The organism is Gordonia sp. (in: high G+C Gram-positive bacteria), assembly GCF_047600385.1.
In the GTDB taxonomy this organism is placed as follows: domain Bacteria; phylum Actinomycetota; class Actinomycetes; order Mycobacteriales; family Mycobacteriaceae; genus Gordonia.
Genome location: NZ_JASGKZ010000001.1, coordinates 3,319,964 through 3,339,770, shown reverse-complemented (window position 1 = coordinate 3,339,770; position 19,807 = coordinate 3,319,964). Strand labels below are relative to the sequence as shown.

17 protein-coding genes and 1 pseudogene are annotated in these 19,807 nt (G+C 70.3%); 10 read left to right on the top strand and 8 right to left on the bottom strand.

The window, feature by feature from the left end; translation table 11 throughout:
- The first annotated feature begins 10 nt into the window (after positions 1 to 10).
- The 4 genes from QM809_RS15090 to QM809_RS15075 all read left to right on the top strand — a co-directional run bounded on the left by QM809_RS15090 (position 11) and on the right by QM809_RS15075 (position 3,854).
- Entirely contained in the window at positions 11 to 1,240 is a 1,230-nt protein-coding gene (locus tag QM809_RS15090) for an aspartate aminotransferase family protein (RefSeq protein ID WP_415046541.1), read from the top strand.
- Positions 1,241 to 1,416: 176 nt separating this feature from the next.
- Positions 1,417 to 2,154 carry an SDR family NAD(P)-dependent oxidoreductase gene (locus QM809_RS15085; RefSeq protein ID WP_415046540.1) on the top strand — a complete coding sequence of 246 codons (738 nt, stop codon included), beginning with the start codon at positions 1,417 to 1,419 and terminating at the stop codon, positions 2,152 to 2,154.
- Positions 2,155 to 2,406: 252 nt separating this feature from the next.
- Positions 2,407 to 2,886, top strand: a complete 480-nt coding sequence (locus QM809_RS15080; RefSeq protein WP_415046539.1) for a dihydrofolate reductase family protein — start codon at positions 2,407 to 2,409, stop codon at positions 2,884 to 2,886.
- Positions 2,883 to 3,854 (top strand): helix-turn-helix domain-containing protein, encoded by a 972-nt coding sequence (locus tag QM809_RS15075; protein WP_415046538.1) that lies wholly within the window; start codon positions 2,883 to 2,885, stop codon positions 3,852 to 3,854. Before QM809_RS15080 ends, QM809_RS15075 begins: the two co-directional genes overlap by 4 nt.
- A 183-nt stretch (positions 3,855 to 4,037) precedes the next feature.
- On the opposite strand, the gene QM809_RS15070 is transcribed toward QM809_RS15075, so the two are convergent.
- Together QM809_RS15070 and QM809_RS15065 are read right to left on the bottom strand one after the other, a co-directional pair.
- Positions 4,038 to 4,565, bottom strand: a complete 528-nt coding sequence (locus QM809_RS15070) for an alkyl hydroperoxide reductase (RefSeq protein WP_415046537.1) — start codon at positions 4,563 to 4,565, stop codon at positions 4,038 to 4,040.
- A 118-nt stretch (positions 4,566 to 4,683) separates the two neighbouring features.
- Positions 4,684 to 5,271: a peroxiredoxin gene (locus tag QM809_RS15065; RefSeq protein ID WP_415046536.1), complete on the bottom strand. Its 588-nt coding sequence runs from the start codon at positions 5,269 to 5,271 to the stop codon at positions 4,684 to 4,686.
- Between the two features lie 366 nt (positions 5,272 to 5,637).
- Between QM809_RS15065 and QM809_RS15060 the strand changes: the two genes are divergently transcribed.
- Positions 5,638 to 6,570: a hydrogen peroxide-inducible genes activator gene (locus QM809_RS15060; protein WP_415046535.1), complete on the top strand. Its 933-nt coding sequence runs from the start codon at positions 5,638 to 5,640 to the stop codon at positions 6,568 to 6,570.
- A 15-nt stretch (positions 6,571 to 6,585) separates the two neighbouring features.
- Here QM809_RS15060 and QM809_RS15055 read toward each other — a convergent pair whose 3' ends face one another.
- Together QM809_RS15055 and QM809_RS15050 are read right to left on the bottom strand one after the other, a co-directional pair.
- Complete coding sequence (locus QM809_RS15055; RefSeq protein ID WP_415047108.1) at positions 6,586 to 8,706, bottom strand: DEAD/DEAH box helicase; 2,121 nt, start codon at positions 8,704 to 8,706, stop codon at positions 6,586 to 6,588.
- Positions 8,703 to 9,746 (bottom strand): proteasome assembly chaperone family protein, encoded by a 1,044-nt coding sequence (locus tag QM809_RS15050; RefSeq protein ID WP_415046534.1) that lies wholly within the window; start codon positions 9,744 to 9,746, stop codon positions 8,703 to 8,705. The genes QM809_RS15055 and QM809_RS15050 overlap by 4 nt, the downstream gene beginning before the upstream one ends.
- A 127-nt stretch (positions 9,747 to 9,873) precedes the next feature.
- Here QM809_RS15050 and QM809_RS15045 point away from each other — a divergent pair, with 127 nt between their 5' ends.
- Positions 9,874 to 10,506 carry a hypothetical protein gene (locus QM809_RS15045; protein ID WP_415046533.1) on the top strand — a complete coding sequence of 211 codons (633 nt, stop codon included), beginning with the start codon at positions 9,874 to 9,876 and terminating at the stop codon, positions 10,504 to 10,506.
- Between the two features lie 127 nt (positions 10,507 to 10,633).
- A complete protein-coding gene (locus QM809_RS15040) occupies positions 10,634 to 11,758 on the top strand; it encodes a DUF4192 domain-containing protein (RefSeq protein ID WP_415046532.1) in 1,125 nt (374 codons plus the stop codon).
- A gap of 28 nt (positions 11,759 to 11,786) precedes the next feature.
- Here the strand turns inward: QM809_RS15040 and QM809_RS15035 are convergent, their stop codons facing one another.
- Positions 11,787 to 12,467 carry a metal-dependent transcriptional regulator gene (locus QM809_RS15035; RefSeq protein ID WP_415046531.1) on the bottom strand — a complete coding sequence of 227 codons (681 nt, stop codon included), beginning with the start codon at positions 12,465 to 12,467 and terminating at the stop codon, positions 11,787 to 11,789.
- 187 nt (positions 12,468 to 12,654) lie between these two features.
- Between QM809_RS15035 and QM809_RS15030 the strand changes: the two are divergent.
- Positions 12,655 to 13,900 (top strand): annotated as a pseudogene (locus QM809_RS15030) (acetoin utilization protein AcuC).
- A complete protein-coding gene (locus QM809_RS15025) occupies positions 13,893 to 16,628 on the top strand; it encodes a GNAT family N-acetyltransferase (RefSeq protein ID WP_415046530.1) in 2,736 nt (911 codons plus the stop codon). Before QM809_RS15030 ends, QM809_RS15025 begins: the two are co-directional and overlap by 8 nt.
- 100 nt (positions 16,629 to 16,728) lie before the next feature.
- Here QM809_RS15025 and QM809_RS15020 read toward each other — a convergent pair whose 3' ends face one another.
- Both QM809_RS15020 and QM809_RS15015 read right to left on the bottom strand, forming a co-directional pair.
- On the bottom strand, positions 16,729 to 17,697 hold the full coding sequence (locus tag QM809_RS15020) for a sigma-70 family RNA polymerase sigma factor (RefSeq protein ID WP_415046529.1): 969 nt from the start codon (positions 17,695 to 17,697) through the stop codon (positions 16,729 to 16,731).
- A gap of 102 nt (positions 17,698 to 17,799) precedes the next feature.
- Positions 17,800 to 18,540 (bottom strand): helix-turn-helix transcriptional regulator, encoded by a 741-nt coding sequence (locus tag QM809_RS15015; RefSeq protein WP_415046528.1) that lies wholly within the window; start codon positions 18,538 to 18,540, stop codon positions 17,800 to 17,802.
- Between the two features lie 73 nt (positions 18,541 to 18,613).
- On the opposite strand from QM809_RS15015, the gene QM809_RS15010 reads away from it, so the two are divergent.
- Positions 18,614 to 19,357 (top strand): alpha/beta fold hydrolase, encoded by a 744-nt coding sequence (locus QM809_RS15010; RefSeq protein WP_415046527.1) that lies wholly within the window; start codon positions 18,614 to 18,616, stop codon positions 19,355 to 19,357.
- A gap of 12 nt (positions 19,358 to 19,369) precedes the next feature.
- Here QM809_RS15010 and QM809_RS15005 read toward each other — a convergent pair whose 3' ends face one another.
- Entirely contained in the window at positions 19,370 to 19,807 is a 438-nt protein-coding gene (locus tag QM809_RS15005; RefSeq protein ID WP_415046526.1) for a DUF3099 domain-containing protein, read from the bottom strand.

Below are 19,807 nucleotides of genomic sequence, written 5' to 3'. Positions count from 1 at the left end.
ATTGGGAGTCATGGGATCTCTCTGGCATGGATTCGCCGACATGGGTGCGGTCACCGACAACGGTTCGTTCGTCATCACGAGGGGTGAGGGAGTACGCGTCTACGACGACGCGGGCAACGAGTATCTCGATGCCACCGCGGGCCTCTGGTTCACCAACGTGGGCCACGGCAGGCAGGAGATCGCCGATGCCGTCGCCGCACAGCTCGGCACGCTCGCGCACTACTCCAACTTCGGCGACTACTCGAACGACACCCTGATCGCGCTCGCCGAGCGGGTGGCGGCGATGGCGCCGGTGCCCGGCTCCAAGGTGATGTTCACCTCCGGCGGCAGCGACTCGGTCGACTCGGCGGTCAAACTGGCCCGCCGGTACTGGACCGAGCAGGGGCGTCCGGAGAAGCGGATCGTCGTGTCGCGGTCGAAGGCGTACCACGGCATGCACATCGGCGGCACCGCGCTGTCGGGGCTGCCGCCGAACCGCGAGGGCTACGGGCCCGACTTCGTTCCCGACACCCAGCGGATCGAGTGGGACGACGCCAAGGCGCTCCTCGGCCTGATCGAGCGCGTCGGCGCGGAGAACATCGCGGCGTTCATCGCCGAGCCGATCATCGGCGCCGGCGGCGTCTACCTGCCGCCCGAGGGCTACCTGAGCGAGGTCCGCGACATCTGCCGCGACCACGACGTCCTGTTCATCGCCGATGAGGTGGTGACCGGGTACGGCCGCATCGGTCACGGCCACTGGTTCGCGTCGGGACGCTTCGACCTGGCCCCGGACATGATCACCTCGGCCAAGGGCCTCACCAGCGGCTACCTGCCGATGGGCGCGATGATCGCGGCGCCGCACATCGCCGAGCCGTTCTTCGCCGGCGGTGTCTGGTGGCGGCACGGCTACACCTACGGCGGTCACGCCGGTTCGGCCGCCGCGGCGATGGCGAACTTCGACATCATCGAACGCGAGGGCCTGCTCGACGAGGCGACCCGTCTCGAGGGCGACCTGCAGGCGGCGTTCTCGCCGCTCGCCGACCTCGACGCCGTCGCCGAGGTGCGCACCGGGCTCGGCGCGGTGACCGCGGTCCAGCTCGCCGATCCGGCCGACGCTCCCGCGGCGGTGCTGCGTCTGCGGAAGGCCGGCGTCGCCACCCGTGCCGCCGGTGCGGGCGCGCTGCAGGTCTCGCCGGCCCTGGTGATGACCACCGACGAGGTGAACGAACTCGCCGTCCGCTTCACCGAAGCCCTGAGCTGAGGTCGACCCGGGTCCGGGTCCGTCGATGGCAGTCGTCGGCCCGGACCCGGCGTTCACCGCCGGGTTCGTCGGGCTTCTTGCCGGTAGATGAAAAGACGACGACTCCGCGGGGAACTCCCCGAGCGGTGGGACCTTCTGCTCTGGCGGACCGGAAACCCGCCCCCGAGGCTGGGGTCATGAACACAGCAGCAGCAGTCGTGACCGGTGGAGCACGTGGAATCGGTGCGGCCATCGTGAGATCTCTCGTCGGCGCCGGAGTCCCGACGGTGATCGCCGACCTCCTCGACGACGACGGTGAGCGGCTCGCCGACGCACTGGGGGACCTCGCCGTCTACCGGCATCTCGACGTCACCGACGAGGCCGGATGGCAGTCGGTCCTGGCCGACGCGGAAGACGCCTTCGGCCGGGTCGGCTACCTCGTCAACAACGCGGGCATCCTCGCCTTCGGTCCCGTCGACGCCGTCGAGACCGAGGAGTTCCGCAGGGTCATGGACGTCAACCTGTTCGGCACGTGGCTGGGCATCAAGACGGCCGTGCCGTACCTGCGCGAGGTGCCGGGTGCGGCGATCGTCAACATCTCCTCGACGGCCGGCCTCACCGGTACCGCCGGGGTGTGCGCCTACTCGACCAGCAAGTGGGCGGTGCGCGGTCTCACCAAGAGCGCGGCCGTCGACCTCGGCCCCTCGGACATCCGGGTGATGTCGGTGCACCCGGGGCCGATCAAGACGCCGATGGTCGCAGGCATCGACGAGTCGCTGTCCGCCGGTTATCCGATCGCGCGGTTCGGCGAACCCGAGGAGGTCGCCGCGACGGTCCGGCACGCACTGCTCGAGGCCACCTATTCGACCGGCGTGGAGTTCATCGTCGACGGCGGCGCGACGACCGGCATCGTCGCACCGCCGCCGATGAAGTAGCCCGGTGGTCCTCTGCGCGAGTTCGTCGCCGTCGTCTTCACCGAGGTCCTGATCTGACCGTATCCATCGCAGGGGGGAAGCGTGCAGACACGCGAAGCGCTCCACCTGCGTGGACGGCAAGAACGGTCGGGTCCGGACCGTCGTCCGGCGTGCACACTGACCCCATGCGCGTCATCTATCACACCGCCGGCAGCCTCGACGGATACCTCGCCGACCCCGACCACGGCCTCGCCTGGTTGTTCGCCCAGGAGCATGTCGAACCGGTCAGCCCCGAGCTGCGAGTCGAATGCACTGACGGACCGGGCGGCGGCCTGCCTCATGGGCAGCGCCACCTATCTCTGGATCCGAGAACATCTGGCCGAGGACGGATGGCCGTACCGGCAGCCGACCTGGGTGATGACCTCGAAAGCACGCGAATCGATCGACGGCGCGGATCTTCGTTTCGCCGCCGGTGCCGTCGCCGACGTGGTCGCCGAGATCGAGGAGGCGGTGTCGGACCCGGAGGCCGTCCTCTGGCTGCTCGGCGGCGGAGAACTCGCCGGGCAGTTCCTGGATGCGGGCCTGCTCGACGAGATGGTCGTCAGCTACGCGCCGGTCACCCTGGGTCGGGGCGCGCCGCTGCTTCCGCGCCGGGCCCAACTCCGGCTGCGAGAGAGCGAGGTGTGCGGCGACTTCGTCTGCGCTCGCTTCCTGATCGACGGCCTTCGACCTGCGGCAGACTGGCAGGCGTGAGCGAGCGACGCCGAGACCGGCTGCGGGAACTCCTGGATGCCGTCCTGGCCGAGTCCGCGGGGAGTCTCACCGAGATGGCCGATCACGCGTATGCGTCGCGATTCCACTTCGCGCGTCAGGTGACCGACGGCGCGGGAGAGTCGCCGGTGGCGTTGCGCCGGCGAGTCGCCCTGGAACGCGCCGCCTGGCGGTTGAGACGCGGCCGGTCGGTCACCGAGGCGGCGTGGGAGGCCGGTTACGAGTCGGTCGAGGGTTTCGCTCGTGCCTATCGCCGGGCCTACGGCTTCGCGCCGTCGGAGACTCCGGCCGACGACGATACGGCGAGCACGACCGGTCACTGGTTGTCCGCGCCGAACGGCATCCACTTCCACGCGCCCGATTCGCTGTGGGTGACCGCCGCCTCCTCCCGCACCGGAGGCGGCGAGCAGGTGACCGCGCTGCTGGCCCACCACGACGTGGCGGACGTGCGACGACTCCTGGAACGCGCCCGGGAGCTGACTCCCGAACAGTGGACGCACCCACATCTCCCCGGTCTCGTGCTCCTGAACTGGTTCGGCCCGGAGGAGTCGATCGCCGCGCTGCTCACCGGTGCCGTCGTGCAGGTCGAGGCGTGGCTGGCGGCGATCGAGGGGAGCGAGCAGTCGCCCCACGGCGTCGTCGACGAGGGTGCTCCGGGACCGTCGCCCGGGGATCTGCTGCGGCGCTGGGAGTCGGCGGGTCCGCGGTGGTCGGCGATGATCGACGAGGTGGAGGAGCGCGCGGCGTGGGGCGATCGGCTGATCGACGCGCTCTGTGATCCGCCGGAGAGCTTCGTGCTGGGGAGCGTCCTGGCGCACGCGCTGACCTACAACGCGCAGCGGCGGGGTCTGGCCCGAGCCCTGATGCGCCGAATCGGAGCGCTCCCGCCGGACGACGACGGCGACCCGATCGTGTGGCTTCGGGAGCAGGGCGCCGACGGGCGGAGGTGACCGCATCGGGTCTGCACCGCGCCCGAATCTCCGACCATCGTGTCGCCGGATGCGCGAAGCGCCCCACCGGGATCGCCGGTGGGGCGCTTCTGCTGGTCCTGAGGGCTGCAGGAATTCGTGGTCCCTTCGACCGGGGTCACCGCGCGATGAGTCGGCGGCTCCGGAGCCTCGGGGAGGGGTCGCTCAGGCCAGGGCTTCGGCGGCGGAGATCGCCTGGCCGACGCCCTGGATGATCGAGGCGGCCTTGAGCGCCTCGAAGACCTGCTCACGCTCGAGGCCGGCCTCGCGGACGACGTGCTCGTGCGAGGCGACGCAGTGCTCACAGCCGTTGATGGCGGAGACGGCCATCGACCACAGCTCGAAGTTCGCCTTGTCCACGCCGGGGTTGCCGATGATGTTCATCCGCAGGCCGACGCGCAGGTCGTCGTACTTGCCGCCGAGGAAGCCGCGGCCGCGGTAGAACACGTTGTTCATGCCCATGATCGACGCGGCGCCGAGGGCGGCGTTGTACGCCTCGGCCGACAGGTTGTCGGCGGCCTCGTCGGCGATCTCACGCAGCACGGTGGCGTTGCGGGTGGCGGCGGCGCTGGCCAGGAGGGTGCCCCACAGCTTCTCGTCGTCGAGCACGGTGGTGCGCGAGAGCGAGCCGAGGTTGAGCTTGAGGTCCTTCGCGTACTCGGGAAGGGCGTCCTTGAGATTGTCGATGCTCATGGTGTGAGATCTCTTCCAATCAGTTCGTTACTGCGGTGGGTGAGCAGGGGTGGTCGGGCCGGACCCCGCCCCGCACCCGGGATCGAGTGCGGGGCGGGTCGGCCGAAGGGGGAGACGATCAGGCCGAGGCGCTCATGAGCTCGCCGGCGTCGATGGTCGGGTCGCCCTTCTTCCAGTTGCAGGCGCACAGCTCGTCGGACTGCAGGGCGTCGAGGACGCGCAGGACCTCGTCGACGTTGCGGCCCACGGAACCGGCGGTCACCGAGACGAACTGGATCTCGTTGTTCGGGTCGACGATGAAGGTGGCGCGGTCGGCCACACCGTCGGCGTTCAGGACGCCGGTCGCCTCGGCGAGCTCGCGCTTGAGGTCGCTGAGCATCGGGAAGGGGAGGGTCTTGAGGTCCTCGTGCTGGGCGCGCCACTGGAAGTGGACGAACTCGTTGTCGACCGAGGCGCCGAGCACCTGGGTGTCGCGGTCGGCGAACTCGTCGTTCAGCTTGCCGAAGGCGGCGATCTCGGTCGGGCACACGAAGGTGAAGTCCTTCGGCCAGAAGAAGACGACGCGCCACTGGCCCTTGTAGTCGTCGCTGGAGACGGTGGTGAAGTAGTCGTCCGGCTGCTGGGCGTCGACCTTGCTCAGGTCGCCACCGATCACGGCGGTCAGGTTGTAGGCGGGGAACTGGTCTCCGATGGTGAGCAGTGCCATGTCATGACTCCTTCGTCTCTGGGTGAATTCGTGAGCCGGGTCGATCGGGTGTCGTACCCGGCGGTAATACCTATTCTGCCGCATCGAGTCTGAAAACGAAACGTGATGATAGGCACTCTATTGATAAGTCATGGTGATGAGAGTTATCGAGGGGCGACGGGCGGGTGAACCGGCCGTGTCGCCTATGGATCTACCTGGATCGATAGGCTGAGCCGAAGGGATCGATCGGCGTTCGACGACCCCTCCCGGCGTGGAAAACATACCCTCGGGGGTACTTGATTCCCGGTCGCCGATGTGCTCCGAGGACGCCTGTCGGCAGGCGCGGGCGGGACGGGTGCGGTGATCGTCGGAGATACATTGATGGGCATGGGTGATCAGAGCTACCAGCCGGCGATCAGCGGCCTCCGGGCCTTCGTCGCGATCGCGAAGAAGCTGCATTTCGGCTCCGCCGCGGCCGACCTGGGCGTGAGCCAGCCGTCGCTCTCCCAGGCGCTGGCCGGGCTCGAGGCCGGGCTCGGCGTGCAACTGGTGGAACGCACGACGCGCCGGGTGATGCTCACCGCGGAGGGGCGTCGGCTGCTGCCGTCGGCGATGGCCGCGTGCGATGCGATCGACAACTTCCTCTCCGACGCGGCGGGGGAGGACGATCCGCTCCGCGGACCGCTGCGGCTCGGACTGATCCCCACCATCGCGCCGTACATCCTGCCGCGGCTGCTGCGCGGCCTGCCCGAACGCCGGCCGGACCTGGAACTGCGCGTCGTCGAGGACCAGACCGCACGACTCCTCGAACAACTCCGCGACGGCACCCTCGACGCCGCGGTGCTCGCGCTCCCGGCCAAGTCGCCGGGCATCGGCGAGATCGACATGTACGACGAGGACTTCGTGCTCGCGATCCCGAACGACCACCCGCTCGCCGGGCGCAAGCGGCTGGCCCCGTCGATGCTCGCCGACCTGCCGCTGCTGCTGCTCGACGAGGGGCACTGCCTGCGGGATCAGGCGCTGGAGGTGTGCCAGGTGGCGGGGGTGAACCCGGATCTGCGACAGACCCGGGCGGCCTCGCTGACCACCGCGGTGCAGTGCGTGGAGGGCGGTCTTGGGGTCACGCTGATCCCGCGCACCTCGGTGGCGGTGGAGACCGCCTCCGGCGAGCTCGCGACCGCCGAGTTCACCAGGCCGCGCCCGGGGCGCCGGATCGGGTTGGTCTACCGGACGTCGTCGGGCCGCGGTCCGGCGTACACCGAACTGGCCGCCGAGATCGCGGCGCTCGTCGTCGAATCCGGCGACGTGACTCCTGTCTGACGCGGACCGGAGGGCTCACGCCGGAGCGGTGAGTTCCTCCCACTCGTCGATCAGACTCGAGTCGACGCCGCGGATCAGATCGCCGAGGTCGTCGGTGATGTCCTCGATCTGCTCGGTCACCGCCGTCATCGGCAGGCCGCTGCGCAGTGCGCGGTAGCAGTCGGTGAGATAGCGCAGGGCCACGCCCTCGCTGCGTTGCAATCCGAACTCGCTGATCAGCTCGGTGAACGTCATCGACCGTTCCAGCATGTAGCGCAGCACCGACTTCGGCGACGGCGGCGTGTTCGCCAGCCACGGGTGGCCGCGCTTGTACGTCTCGTAGGCGAACCCGATCTCCTCGGCCAGCGGCTGCGGCCAGGTGATCTCCTCGAGCCGCGCCATCCGCTCCTCGTACTCGATGCCGTCGGCCTTCATCTCGGCGACGGCGGCATCGCGGGCGGCCTTCCGCTGCGCCATCAGGATCTGGCGCGGGTCGTCGAGCGTCGACTCCAGGATCGAGACCACGTCGAGCGCGAAGGTCGACGACTCCGGATCGAGCAGTTCGAACGCGGCCACCGCGAACGCCGACAGCGGGTTGGTGAGCGCGAAGTTCTCCGGAAGGTCGATGGACAGCTCGACGTGCTTGCCGTCGGGGGCGGGAGCGTCGAGCCGGGTGACGATCCCGGTCTCGACGAGGTCGCGGTAGAGCGCGACGGTGTGCTTGATGTGGCGGAGCTGCCGTTTGCGCGGCTCGTGGTTCTCCTCCAGCAGATGGCGCAGCGCGGCGAAGCAGTCGCCGGGGCGTTCCAGCACCTCCATGAGCATGGACGTGGTCATCCGGAAGTGCGATCGCAGCTCTTCGTCGGGCGCGTCGACCAGTGTGAAGAACGTCTTCTCGCCCCAGCCGACGAACCCCTCGGGCGGTTTCTTGCGGACCAGCTTGCGCAGCTTCTTCGGATCGTCGCCCGCCTTGGCGATCAGTCGGGCGTTCTCGACGTCGTGCTCGGGGGCCTGGGCGACGACGTAGCCGATCGTGTCGAATCCGGCGCGCCCGGCGCGGCCGGCGATCTGGTGGAACTCGCGGGCCCGCAGACGACGGACGCGGTGGCCGTCGTACTTGGTGAGACCGGCGAACAGCACGGTCCGGATCGGCACGTTGATGCCGACGCCGAGGGTGTCGGTGCCGGCCACCACCTTCAGCAGACCCGCCTGGGCGAGCCGCTCCACGAGGCGCCGGTAACGCGGCAGCATGCCCGCGTGATGCACGCCGATCCCGGCGCGCAGCAGCTTGGAGAGGGTGGAGCCGAAGCCGGTCCGGAAGTCGAAGTCGCCGATCGCCGCGGCGACGGCCGCCTTCTCCTCCTTGGAGCAGATCTTGGCCGACAACAGCGCCTGGGCGCGTTCGACGGCCTGGGCCTGTGTGAAATGCACGACGTAGACCGGCGCCCGACCCGAGGTCACCAGCTCCTCGATGGTCTCGTGGATCGGAGTCGTGGCGTACCGGTACTCCAGGGGCACCGGACGCTGGGCGCCGGTCACCTCGACCGTGGGGCGTCCGGTGCGCTTGGTCAGGTCGTCGACGAAGAACGAGACGTCGCCGAGCGTGGCCGACATCAGCAGGAACTGCGTGTGCGGGAGCTCGATCAGCGGGACCTGCCACGCCCAGCCGCGGTCGGACTCGCCGTAGTAGTGGAACTCGTCGGCCACCAGCACCCCGATGTCGGAGCCGGCGCCGTCGCGCAGGGCGATGTTGGCGACGATCTCGGCGGTGGCGCACACGATCGGCGCGTCGGCGTTGACCGACGCGTCACCGGTGAGCAGCCCCACGTTCGCGGCGCCGAACTGGGCGCACAGATCGAAGAACTTCTCGCTGACCAGCGCCTTGATCGGGGCGGTGTAGTACGCACGACGACCCCGGCACCGCGCGAAGTACACCGCGCCCGAGGCCACCAGCGACTTGCCCGAACCGGTCGGCGTCGCGAGGATCACGTTGGTGCCGGAGACCAGCTCCAGCAGCGCCTCCTCCTGGTGCGGGTACAGGTCGATGCCCCGTGACGCCCACCAGTCGAGGAAGTGCTCGAAGGCGGCGTCCTCGTCGTCGACGGGCGTCAGCGGGGCGGCGGACTCTTCGGTCGTCGTGCTCTCGTCGGTGGTCAGGGCGCTGCCTGCCCTGATTCGCCCTGACCCGATTCGCCCTGGCCCGACTCGTTCCGGCCGGTCTCGTCGGGCGCTCCGGACTCCCCGGAGTCGTCGCTCAGGTCGATGCCGTCGAACTCCGCGGCGTGTTCGGCGAGGAAACGCTCGAATTCGGCGCCGAGTTCGTCGCCCGAGGGCAGGTCCTCGTCGCCGGACAGGAGTTCGCGCTCGGCCTTGGCCTCCACGTACGCGTCGTACTGCTGTTCCAGTGCCGAGACGACGGTGCTGATCTCGGGGTTGCCCGCGACCTCCTCGTTCACCTGCTCGATCACCTTGGCCGAGGCGTTCTCCAGGGCCGCGACCGGCAGATTCAGGCCGGTGACCCGGCCGAGCGCCGACAGCAGCGCGGCCGACGCGCCGGGGTAGTTGTTCTGCGCGAGGTAGTGCGGCACGTGCGCCGAGAGCCCGACGGTGCGGTATCCGGCGTCGCCCAGCCGCAGTTCCAGGAGCATGGATGCGCTCGACGGCAGCTTCATGTCGTTGCCCCAGCGCGGCATGTCGCCGAGGGCGGAGGCGTCGTTGCCGTGGCCGATCACGCCCGACGGGCGGGTGTGCGGGACGGCCATCGGGATCGAGTTGAGACCCACCACCTGGCTCACGCCGAAGTGCTCGGCGAGGGCGGTGATCGCGGTGGTGAACTGCTCCCAGCGCAGGTCCGGTTCGGCGCCGTCGAGCAGCAGAAACGGGACGCCGTCGTTGTCGACCAGGGCGTGCATCGTCAGCCGCGGCATGTCGATGCCGTCGAACTTCTCGCCGGAGAACGAGATCATCGGTCGGCGCGAGCGATAGTCGATCAGCTCGTCGGTGTCGAACGTGGCGACGAGCTGGCAGTCGAGGGCCTCTCGCAGGTGGGTCGCGGCCAGTGTCACGGCGTGGCCGGCGTCGGCGAAGCCTTCGAGGGCGTGGACCAGGACCGGCCCGTCGCCCTGCGGCCCGGAGACCGCGGGGCCGGGGAACTCGAGTTCGTACAGCGAGCGGTTCTCGGGTGTCTGCTCGTCCATAGAGGTGCTCCCTTCTTGATGTCTTCAGAAGATCAGTGTTCCGGATTCGGAGACGCTATGCACATAACGCGGAGGACCGGTGGGTCATTCCCGGGCGTCCGTGATCGATGGTGGCAGAGTGGTCGGGGTGAGAATCGTGTGGAGTGCCGCCGCAGCGTTGTGCGTGGCAGTGCTGGCGACCGGATGCACGACGACGGGCGGTCCGCGCTCGGTGCCGGACCTGAGCGCCAAGGCCCTGCCGGCCGCCGAGTTCGGCACCGGTGCGATGGTGGTGGCCTCCGGGCAGATCCCGAACATCGTGTCCGACATCACGCTCCGGCCCGTCCGCGGCGACGTCGTGCCCGCGCGCTGCACTCCGGCCGGGGTCGACGACGACACCGCGGTCGTGGTGTTCGCGCCCGGTCCGACCGAGACCAGTACGCTCACCGAGCTGGTCGCCCGGACCGACGAATCGCTCGACGACCTGGCCCGCGCCGCGACCGGGTGCGCGACGTTCCGCGGCGGCGCCACCGGGCAGCTGGAGGTCGCCTCGACGGTGGTGGACCCGCCGGGGGAGTCCGGCGGGGTGGCGCGGATGCGGTTGCGTCGTTCGCTGCGCTCACCGGGCATCGAGACGGTGACGACGCTGGACCAGTGGATCGCCCAGCGCGACGACCTCCGCGTGCTGGTCCAGCTGCGGGCGACGGGCCCGGTGCCGGACACGGCGCACGAGACCGCCGCCGCACTGTTCGAGACCGCGGTCCGACGCGCTTTCCGGTAGCGCGCCGCTACCTCATCTCGACCTGGATGTCCAGGACTGATCCTGCGGCCCTGTGGACGGATCACGCTGTCCACAACCGGCCTCCGAGGGTCTGGCGGGTCGCCGCGATGCGGCGCAGCCTTACGCCATGACCTCACTCTCACATCCCACTCCCGGGGGCTCGGCCCTCCAGATCGATCCGGATCCGCTGCTCACGGCGATACCGGGAATGTTCGGATTCCTCCCGGAACGGTCGCTGGTGATCATCGCCTTCGCCGACCGGAGGAATCACGTCGCCACCATGCGGCACGACCTCGTGCTGAGCGGATCCGGGCGGCCGACCCCGTGCTGGACACGCGAATTGGACCGGTTCGGTTCGATCGTCGCCGGATACGGGGCCGCCGGAGTGGTCGCCGTCGTGGTGGACGACCGCTTCGATGCGACCGATCCGGCCGGGGAGCTGCCGCGCTACCGCGCCGTGTTCCGGGCCGTCGAACGCTGTTTCACCGCGGCCGGCGGCGTCTCGGCGGGCTTCGTCCTGCCCGGGTTCGCGGTCGGGGCGCCCTGGTTCACCGCGTGGGAACCGCGATGCCGGGCGGGGAGGAGCCTGCCGCCCGCCCCGTTCACCGGGACGATCCCCGAGCACGGTCGGTTGAGCGACCCGATGGCCTCACCGGCGGCGCTGCACCTGGCGGTGTACGAGGGGCGCCGAGTGCTGGCGCGCCGATCGGATCTGCAGGAGGCGCTCGGCCCGCTGGCGCACTGCGACGACGAACGCTGCCGCGCGGTCGAGCCGGTGGTCCCGCCCGGCCCACCGGGCGAACGGGACGCCGAGCGCTCGCGGCGGGTGCTCGACCTCCTCCGGAGCGGTCCGGTCGGTGAGCTCTCCTGTTCGACGACCAACGAACTGGCCGAGGCGTTGAGCTCGGTCCACGTGCGCGACGTCCTGCTGGCGCTCGCGCTGACCGACCTGCGCGACGACGCCGAGGAACTGTGGATCCGGCTCGCCCGCCGACTGACCGGACGCGCGGGTGCGGCGGCCGCCACGCTGCTCGGGCACCTGCACTACATGGCCGGGCACGGAGCCTTCGCCGGGGTGGCGCTGGAGCGGGCGTTGCAGCTGGACCCGGACTACCACCTGGCGCAGCTGCTCGACAGCGCCCTGCAGCACGGCATGCGCCCGTCCGGGTTGGCGGACGTGCTCGACTACTCGTTCGGCCTCGGCCGGGATCTGGGCGTCGGCCTGCCCGCCCGGACCCGCACGCCGGCGTGAGACCCGGACGCCGACGTGAAGAGCGCCGTCAGACGCGTTCGACGAAGATCGCGTGCGCCATCTCCGACGACAGCGCCAGCCCCTCGTGTCCGGGGGTGCTGATCAGGACCGAGCGGGGATTGACGACGACGTTGACGCGCGCGTTCGGCACCACCCCGGCCTCACGGAGCTCACCGATGAGCTCCGGGTCGGCCTGGACGTGCTCGGCCATCCGACGCACGATCACCGCGGACTCGCCGTGGGGGAGCTCCACCAGGCGCTCGGCCTCGGCGACGGGCTCGGGCACGATCACACCGAGCTCCTCCAGACCGGGGATCGGGTTGCCGTACGGCGAGGTGGTCGGATTGTCGAGCACCAGCAGCAGGCGGCGCTCGACGTTCTCGCTCATCACGTGTTCCCAGCGGCAGGCTTCGTCGTGGACCTCGTCCCAGGGCATGCCGATGATGTCGACGAGCAGGCGTTCGGCGAGACGATGCTTGCGCATCACCTGCACGGCCAGCGCCCGGCCGGTGTCGGTCAGTTCGAGATGTCGGTCGCCGGCCACGCGCACCAGCCCGTCGCGTTCCATTCGTGCGACGGTCTGCGACACGGTGGGCCCGCTCTGCTCGAGCCGCTCCGCGATGCGTGCGCGCAGCGGAACGATGCCCTCCTCTTCGAGGTCGTAGATCGTGCGCAGGTACATCTCGGTGGTATCTACCAGATCGTTCACGAGTACCTCAGTCCTTTCGCCGACGTCCAGGTTACCCGCAATGCGTCGGGGGATTCGACGAACCGAACCGGTGTCGGGCGCGTCGGCCCCCGGTGCGGGGACGTTGGTCCCCGCACCGGGGATAAGGTGAGTGATGTGACCTCGAAGGCACTAGCGTGCCAGGTGTGACATGTGGAGTGGAGCGATAGTGGACACAGCGATCATCTGGAGCGACGAGTTCCTCGACTACAAGTGGGCGTACACGCATCCGATGAGCCCGGTCCGGCTCGCGCTGACGATGGACCTCGCGCGTGGTCTCGGTGTACTGGACGGCGTGGACACCGTCGAACCCCTGCCGGTGGGCGACGACGTCCTCCGCACCGTGCACACGCAGGGCTACATCGACGCCGTGCGCGCGGTCGGATCGGGGATGGCCTCGCTCAGCGGCCCGATGCTCGAGCGGCTGTTCGGTCTCGGCAGTGCGGACAACCCGGTCTTCGACAACATGCACGAGGCCGGTGCGATGCTCGTCGGCGGCACGCTGGCCGCGGCGCAGGCGGTGCACTCGGGCGCGGTGCAGCGCGCGGTGAACATCGGCGGCGGCATGCACCATGCGATGGCCGGACACGCCGCGGGCTTCTGCATCTACAACGATGCGTCGATCGCCATCAAGTGGCTGCTGGAGCAGGGCTACGACCGGATCGCCTACGTCGACGTCGACGCGCACCACGGCGACGGCGTCCAGGTCCAGTTCGAGCACGACCCGCGCGTGATGACCGTCTCGCTGCACCAGCACCCCGCCACGCTGTGGCCGGGGACCGGATGGCCGACCGAGGTGGGCGCCGAGGCCGCCGCGGGCACCTCGGTGAACGTGGCGCTGATGCCCGGGATCGAGGACCGGCTGTGGCTGCGGGCCTTCCACGCCGTCGTCCCGTCGATGATCGCCGCGTTCAAACCGCAGATCCTGATCACCCAGATCGGCGTCGACAGCCATCGCGCCGATCCGCTGACCGATCTCGCGTTGACCGTGGACGGCCAGGCCGCCGCGATGCGTGCGCTGCGCGACCTGGCCGACGAGTACTGCGAGGGTCGCTGGGTGGCGGTCGGCGGCGGCGGTTACGGCGTGATCAACGTCGTGCCGCGGGCCTGGACGCATCTCGATCGCGACGGCCCTGGACCGCGACGTCGACACGTCCACGCCGGTGAGCGCGGAGTGGATGGAGAAGGCGGTCGATCTGTCGAGTCGGGTGCACCCGGACTACGCCCGCCCGCCGGTCGGCATGATGGGTGACAATGGCGATGTCGACTTCGTTCGCTGGGACGGGGACGCGGGCGCCACGCCTCCGCCCGGCATCTCCAATGCCGCCCAGCAACAGACCGACCGCGCCATTCTGGCCACCCGGCGCGCCGCCTTCCCCCTGCACGGACTCGACCCGGAGGACCCACGTGACTGAAGCCCCCACGCCCGACGACGCCGCGACGCCCACGACGACTCCCGCCGAGGGCGACGTCGCCCGGGCCGCCGACGGGGAGAGGTTCCCGCGCCACTGGGCCGCCGACGTCCTGGCCGCCGACGGCGGCGTGGTGCACCTGCGGCCGATCACCCCGTCCGACGCGGACGCGCTGGTGCGCTTCCACGAAGGCCTGTCCGAACGCACGCGTTACCTGCGTTACTTCGGTCCGACGCCCACCCTGCCGCCGCGCGAAGTGGTCCGGATGACCACCGTCGACTACCGGAACCGGGTGGCGCTGCTGGCCTGGCTGGGTGACGACGTGATCGCGATGGGGCTCTACGAGGGCCTGGCGTCCGCGGGCAAGCCGCACTCGGCGGAGGTCGCCTTCGTCGTCGCCGACGAGCATCAGGGGCGCGGACTCGGTCCGGTCCTGCTGGAGCATCTCGCCGGCGCGGCCGCCGAGAACGGCTTCACCGAGTTCGAGGCCGAGGTGCTCTCGGAGAACCCGAACATGGTCGCGGTGTTCAAGGCGGCCGGCTACCAGATCAGTCGTGCGTTCGACGGATCCACCGTGCACGTCGAGTTCAAGATCGACCCCACCGATGCGCTCACGTCGGTGCGCAACGCCCGGGAGCGCGCCTCGGAGGCCCGAAGCATCGCGAACCTGCTCCGGCCGCGGTCGGTGGCCGTGATCGGGGCGTCGACCGATCCGAAGAAGGTCGGTCACGTCCTGCTCAAGAACCTGCTCGATGCCGGAACCACCGGCCCGGTCTATCCGGTGGGGCAGGCGCGGTCGGTGAACGGCATCCGCGCGTACGAACGGGTGATCGACATCCCCGACCCGGTGGATCTGGCCGTGGTGGCGGTGCCCGCCTCCGGCATGACCGACGTGCTCGACGACTGTCTGGTCAAGGGCGTCAAGACCCTCGTGGTGGTCTCCTCCGGATTCGGCGAGCTGGGACCCGAGGGTCTGGAGACCGAGCGCGCGCTGGTGCGTCAGGTCCGGGCGCACGGCATGCGCCTGGTCGGCCCCAACGCGTTGGGAGTGGTGAACAACGATCCGGAGATCGCCCTCAACGCGACCCTCGCGCCGAGCATCCCCGGACCCGGCCGAGTCGGATTCTTCTGCCAGTCCGGTGCCCTGGGCATCGCGATCCTGGCCACCGCGGCGCAGCGCAACCTCGGCCTGTCGACCTTCGTCTCGGCCGGTAACCGCGCCGACGTCTCGGGCAACGACATCCTGCAGTACTGGGACACCGACGACGCGACCGACGTGGTGCTGCTCTACCTGGAGAACTTCGGCAACCCGCGCAAGTTCGGCCGCATCGCCCGCCGGGTCGCGCGCAAGAAGCCGGTGATCGCGATCAAATCCGGCCGCGGTGCGATGACCCGCGTCGGCAAGCAGGGTGAGCGTTTCGGCGCCGTCGACGACAGGATCGCGCAGATGGTGCTGGCCCAGGCCGGCGTCCTCCAGGTCGACACGCTGTCCGACCTGTTCGACGCGGCCGCGGTCCTGGCCCATCAGCCGCTCCCGACCGGGCCCCGGACCGCGATCGTCGGCAACTCGTCGGTGATCGCCTCGCTCGCCGCGCACACCGCCCGCAACTCCGGTCTGGAGGTGGTCCGCCAGGTGGATCTGGGCCCCGGAGTCGCGCACGACGACCTGGCCGACGCCGTCGGCGCCGCCCTCGACGACGCCGAGGTGGACTCGGTGATCGTGGTGTTCGTGCCGCCGGTCGCCGTCGACGCCGCCGAGTACGCGCGGGCGCTGATGGGTGCGGTCGCCGGCTGCAGCGCCCCCGGCAGCAAACCGATCGTCACCACCTTTCTGGCCGTCGAAGGCATCCCGGACGGGCTGTCGGTCCCGGGAGAGGCCGGCACCCCGACGCGCGGTTCGATCCCGTCGTATCCGACGCCCGAGCGCGCGGCGAGCGCCCTCGCGCTGAGCTGGCGGTACGCGTGCTGGCGGGACCGCCCGGACTCCGCGGCGATCGAGCTCGACGGCATCTCCGCCGAGCACGCGCGCAGCTACGTGCGCGAGCTCATGAGCGACGGCCCGCGCGAGCTCACCGCGGTGGAGACCGCCACGGTCCTGGCCTGGTACGGCATTGACATCGTCGAGTTCCGGGAGGCCCGCACCCTGCACGAGGCCTCGGCGGCGGCCCGCGAACTGGGTTTCCCGGTCGCGGTCAAGGCCACCGGGCCCGATTGGGTCGGCCGCCTCGACCGCGAGGGCGCCCGACTGGATCTCGGCGATGCCACCGCGGTGATCACCGCGTTCGCCGAACTCCAGGAACTCACCGGCGAGACGATGCTGCACGTGCAGAAGATGGCGTCGAAGGGGCTCGGCGTCTGCATCAAGGCGACCGAGGACAGCTCGTCCGGTTCGGTGATCTCGTTCGGACTGTCCGGGCGGCTCTTCGAATCGCTCGGCGACCGCAGCTATCGCGCGGTGCCGTTGACGATCGACGACGCCCACGACCTGCTGGCCGAACCGCGCTCCGCCGAACTGCTGGCCGGCGGCGCGGGGGAGGCCCCGGCCGACGTCGACTCGCTGATCGATCTGCTGATGCGGGTGTCGGCACTGGTCGACGAGATCCCCGAGATCCGCGGCGTCAACCTGGATCCGATCCTGTCGTCGGCGGAGGGCACCGCGGTGCTCGCCGCACAGATCTCCATCGGGCCGGTCCCGGCGCTCGCCGACACCGGGCCGCGGCGTCTGCGCTGACTCGCGGGGCCGCGTACCCGGCCGGACGACCGCATACGACGGGGCCGCCGCTCCGGGAAACGGAGTGGCGGCCCTGTCGTGTGCCGGTGTCGGAGAGCGGTCAGCTGGCGTAGGCGCGCAGCTTCTCGGCGCGGTCGCCCTGACGGAGCTTGCCCATCACCTCGCGCTCGATCTGGCGCACCCGCTCGCGGGAGAGCCCGAACGCGCGGCCGATCTGGTCGAGGGTGCGGGGCTGGCCGTCGTCGAGTCCGAAGCGCAGGGTGATCACCTGGCGCTCCCGCTCGTCGAGCGTGCCGAGCACCTTGCGGATGTCCGAGTGCAGCAGTGTCGAGATCACGGCGTTCTCCGCGGAGGTGGCCTCGCTGTCTTCGATGAAGTCGCCCAGCGGAGCCTCCTCGTCGGAGCCGACCGGCATGTCCAGGCTCACCGGGTCGCGGCTGTGATCCATCAGGTCGGCGATCTTCTCGGCCGGGATCCCGGTCTCGGCGGCCAGTTCCTCGTCGGTGGCCTCGCGGCCGAGCTGCTGGTGCAGTTCACGACGGATCCGGGCGATCTTGTTGACCTGCTCCACGAGGTGGACGGGGAGGCGGATGGTGCGGCTCTGATCGGCCATGCCGCGGCTGATCGCCTGGCGGATCCACCAGGTGGCGTAGGTCGAGAACTTGAAGCCCTTGGCGTAGTCGAACTTCTCCACCGCACGGATCAGACCGAGGTTGCCCTCCTGGATCAGGTCGAGCAGCGGCATGCCGCGTCCGGTGTAACGCTTGGCCAGCGAGACCACCAGACGGAGGTTGGCTTCGAGGAGATGGGCGCGGGCCTGCTCGCCTTCGCGGACGACGATCGCGAGATCACGCTTGCGGTTGGCGCTCATCCGCTTGCGGGTGGCGAGCAGGTGCTTGGCGTAGAGTCCGGCCTCGATCTGCTTGGCGAGCTCCACTTCCTGTTCGGCGTTCAGCAGGGCGGTGCGGCCGATCCCGTTCAGGTAGACGCGGACGAGGTCCGCCGACGGCGACTGCGCGTCGAGATCCTGGGCGGTGGGGACGGGACGGGTGCGGGTGGCGGTGGACATACGGCCTCCTCGGGTGGGCGGTGAGAACTACCGGAGCTTTCATCTGTCCAACGCTTCCGATACGCGGATGGTTCCCGGGAAGACTGAGAAGTCACTGAGGAATCACGACGTCTCCGGCGCCGGTCGTCGGCCGCGGTCGGCGGGGCGCGCACCGCGACCGTTCACGGGTCTCGCCGTCGCCGGCGGGACGCCGACCTCGTCGACGGTGTGGCCGCGGCAGGTGATCGCGGTGACGTCGGCGTGCTCGATGCGTGACACGAGGAACCACCGGATGTCGTCGCGCGACCGGCACCAGCCGATCAGGTACCAGCGGCCGTCCAGGGAGGCGAACATGACGGGTTCGACGTCCCGGGTGGTCTCGGCGCCGTCCCGGGCGCGGTAACGGATACGCACGACGCGCTGCTCGGACATCGCCTCTTCCAGCGCCGACCGGACCGTGCGATACGGGGACGACGGTGCGTTCACCCAGATGCGGCTCGCCAGCTCGTCGGCCTTCGTCCGGGTTCCGGGGTCGAGGACGTCGAGGATCTTCTCGATCCCGGCCGCGGCCAGATCCGAGTAGGGGGCGTCGGGGGCGGCCGACACGGCGGCGAGGAGCGCCACCGCCTGGGCCGGGGTGAGGCTGACCGGCGGGAGGCTCGCCCGGGCGGTCACCCCGTAGCCGCCGCCGGGTCCGGGGCGGGACCAGATCGGCACCCCGCTGGCGTCGAGGGCGGCGAGATCGCGCTTGATCGTCCGCACGGACACGCCGAACTCCGCCGCCAGTCGCTCGGCGGTGTACCCGCGGGTGCCGCCGCGGCGCAGCATCTCCGAGAGCGCGTGGAGCCGCTCCGTCCGCTTCACTCCGGAACCCCGGTGGAGATCATGACAGAAATGGTGACACACCGTTGTCCCGGCCGCGTGTGACCATCGGTGCATGACGACCGACACGAACGAACCGACCGTCCTCCTGATCCCCGGCCACTGGCTGGGCGCGTGGGCGTGGGACGAGGTGGTGGACCGCCTGACCGCGGTCGGCCGCCGCACCGTCCCGATGACCCTTCCCGGACTCGACGCGGACGACGACGAGCGAGCATCCAGGACGCTCGACGACCAGGCGGCGGCGATCGAACGCGTCGTCGTCTCCGAAGAGCACCCGGTGGTGATCGTGGCGCACAGCGGAGCCGGCGCACCGGTCAGCCTGGTGCTCGATCGGCATCCCGGGCTCGTCCGCCGGGTGGTGTGGGTCGACAGCGGACCCGTGGCCTCCGGCAGCGTCTTCGCTCCGGAGACCTCCGAGCAACTGGACGACCTGCCCCTTCCGTCGTTCGACGAACTCGGAGAGCAGGCGAGTCTGGCGGGTCTGAGCACAGAGGTCCTCGAACGCTTCCGCGCCAGGGCCGTTCCCGAGCCCGGTCCGGTGCTGCGCGGGCGGGTGGAACTCGGCGACGAGGCGCGGCGGAAGGTCCCGACCACCCTGGTGTGCTGCTCGATCTCCAGTGCGCTGGTCGGAGAACTGGCCGCCGCGGGTCACCCGATGTTCGCCGAGACGGCGCGTCTGGAGCACGTCGAACTGGTCGACCTGCCGACCGGGCACTGGCCCATGTGGAGCCGTCCCGACGACCTCGCCGAGATCATCGACGCGGCGGTCGCCGCGAGTCGCACGCCCGCGCTTCCCTGAGCCGGGGAGGCGTCAGCGGTCGTCGTGCCGTTCGATCGCCTCGCCGTCGATCACCGGACGTTCGGGCTCCGGCCGGGGTGCGGGCTCGGCGGCCAACGCCGCCGGGCCGACGGTCTGCCCGCCGCCGTAGCGGTAGTACTGCACCTCACCGCGTTCACGCGGCGGGCGGTCGTTCGCGATCAGCACGGCGGCCCAGGGGAGCGGGATCGAGAGCGCGATGATCGCGATGGACCACCACGGGTTCTCGGTCCACACGTAGACCAGGCCGGCGAGCACCAGCGCGGGCACCCGGATGCTCATCATCAGCAGGTACTTGCGCACCCGGGCGCGGTGCTGCTCCTCCAGCGACGTCTCGGCGTGGGTGATGAGGAAGGCCTCGGCCGGATGTCCCTCCGGGACGGAGCCGTCGATTCCGGTGCGTCCGGTGGGGTCCGTCGTCTCGCGTGCCAT

Bases quoted from the DNA above. Each gene is read 5' to 3' on its own strand.
- QM809_RS15090 (WP_415046541.1), top strand. From the start codon at position 11: ATGGGATCTCTCTGGCATGGATTCGCCGACATGGGTGCGGTCACCGAC.
- QM809_RS15085 (WP_415046540.1), top strand. From the start codon at position 1,417: ATGAACACAGCAGCAGCAGTCGTGACCGGTGGAGCACGTGGAATCGGT.
- QM809_RS15080 (WP_415046539.1), top strand. From the start codon at position 2,407: ATGTCGAACCGGTCAGCCCCGAGCTGCGAGTCGAATGCACTGACGGAC.
- QM809_RS15070 (WP_415046537.1), bottom strand. From the start codon at position 4,565: ATGAGCATCGACAATCTCAAGGACGCCCTTCCCGAGTACGCGAAGGAC.
- QM809_RS15065 (WP_415046536.1), bottom strand. From the start codon at position 5,271: ATGGCACTGCTCACCATCGGAGACCAGTTCCCCGCCTACAACCTGACC.
- QM809_RS15060 (WP_415046535.1), top strand. From the start codon at position 5,638: ATGGGTGATCAGAGCTACCAGCCGGCGATCAGCGGCCTCCGGGCCTTC.
- QM809_RS15050 (WP_415046534.1), bottom strand. From the start codon at position 9,746: ATGGACGAGCAGACACCCGAGAACCGCTCGCTGTACGAACTCGAGTTC.
- QM809_RS15040 (WP_415046532.1), top strand. From the start codon at position 10,634: ATGACCTCACTCTCACATCCCACTCCCGGGGGCTCGGCCCTCCAGATC.
- QM809_RS15020 (WP_415046529.1), bottom strand. From the start codon at position 17,697: ATGTCCACCGCCACCCGCACCCGTCCCGTCCCCACCGCCCAGGATCTC.
- QM809_RS15010 (WP_415046527.1), top strand. From the start codon at position 18,614: ATGACGACCGACACGAACGAACCGACCGTCCTCCTGATCCCCGGCCAC.
- QM809_RS15005 (WP_415046526.1), bottom strand. From the start codon at position 19,807: ATGGCACGCGAGACGACGGACCCCACCGGACGCACCGGAATCGACGGC.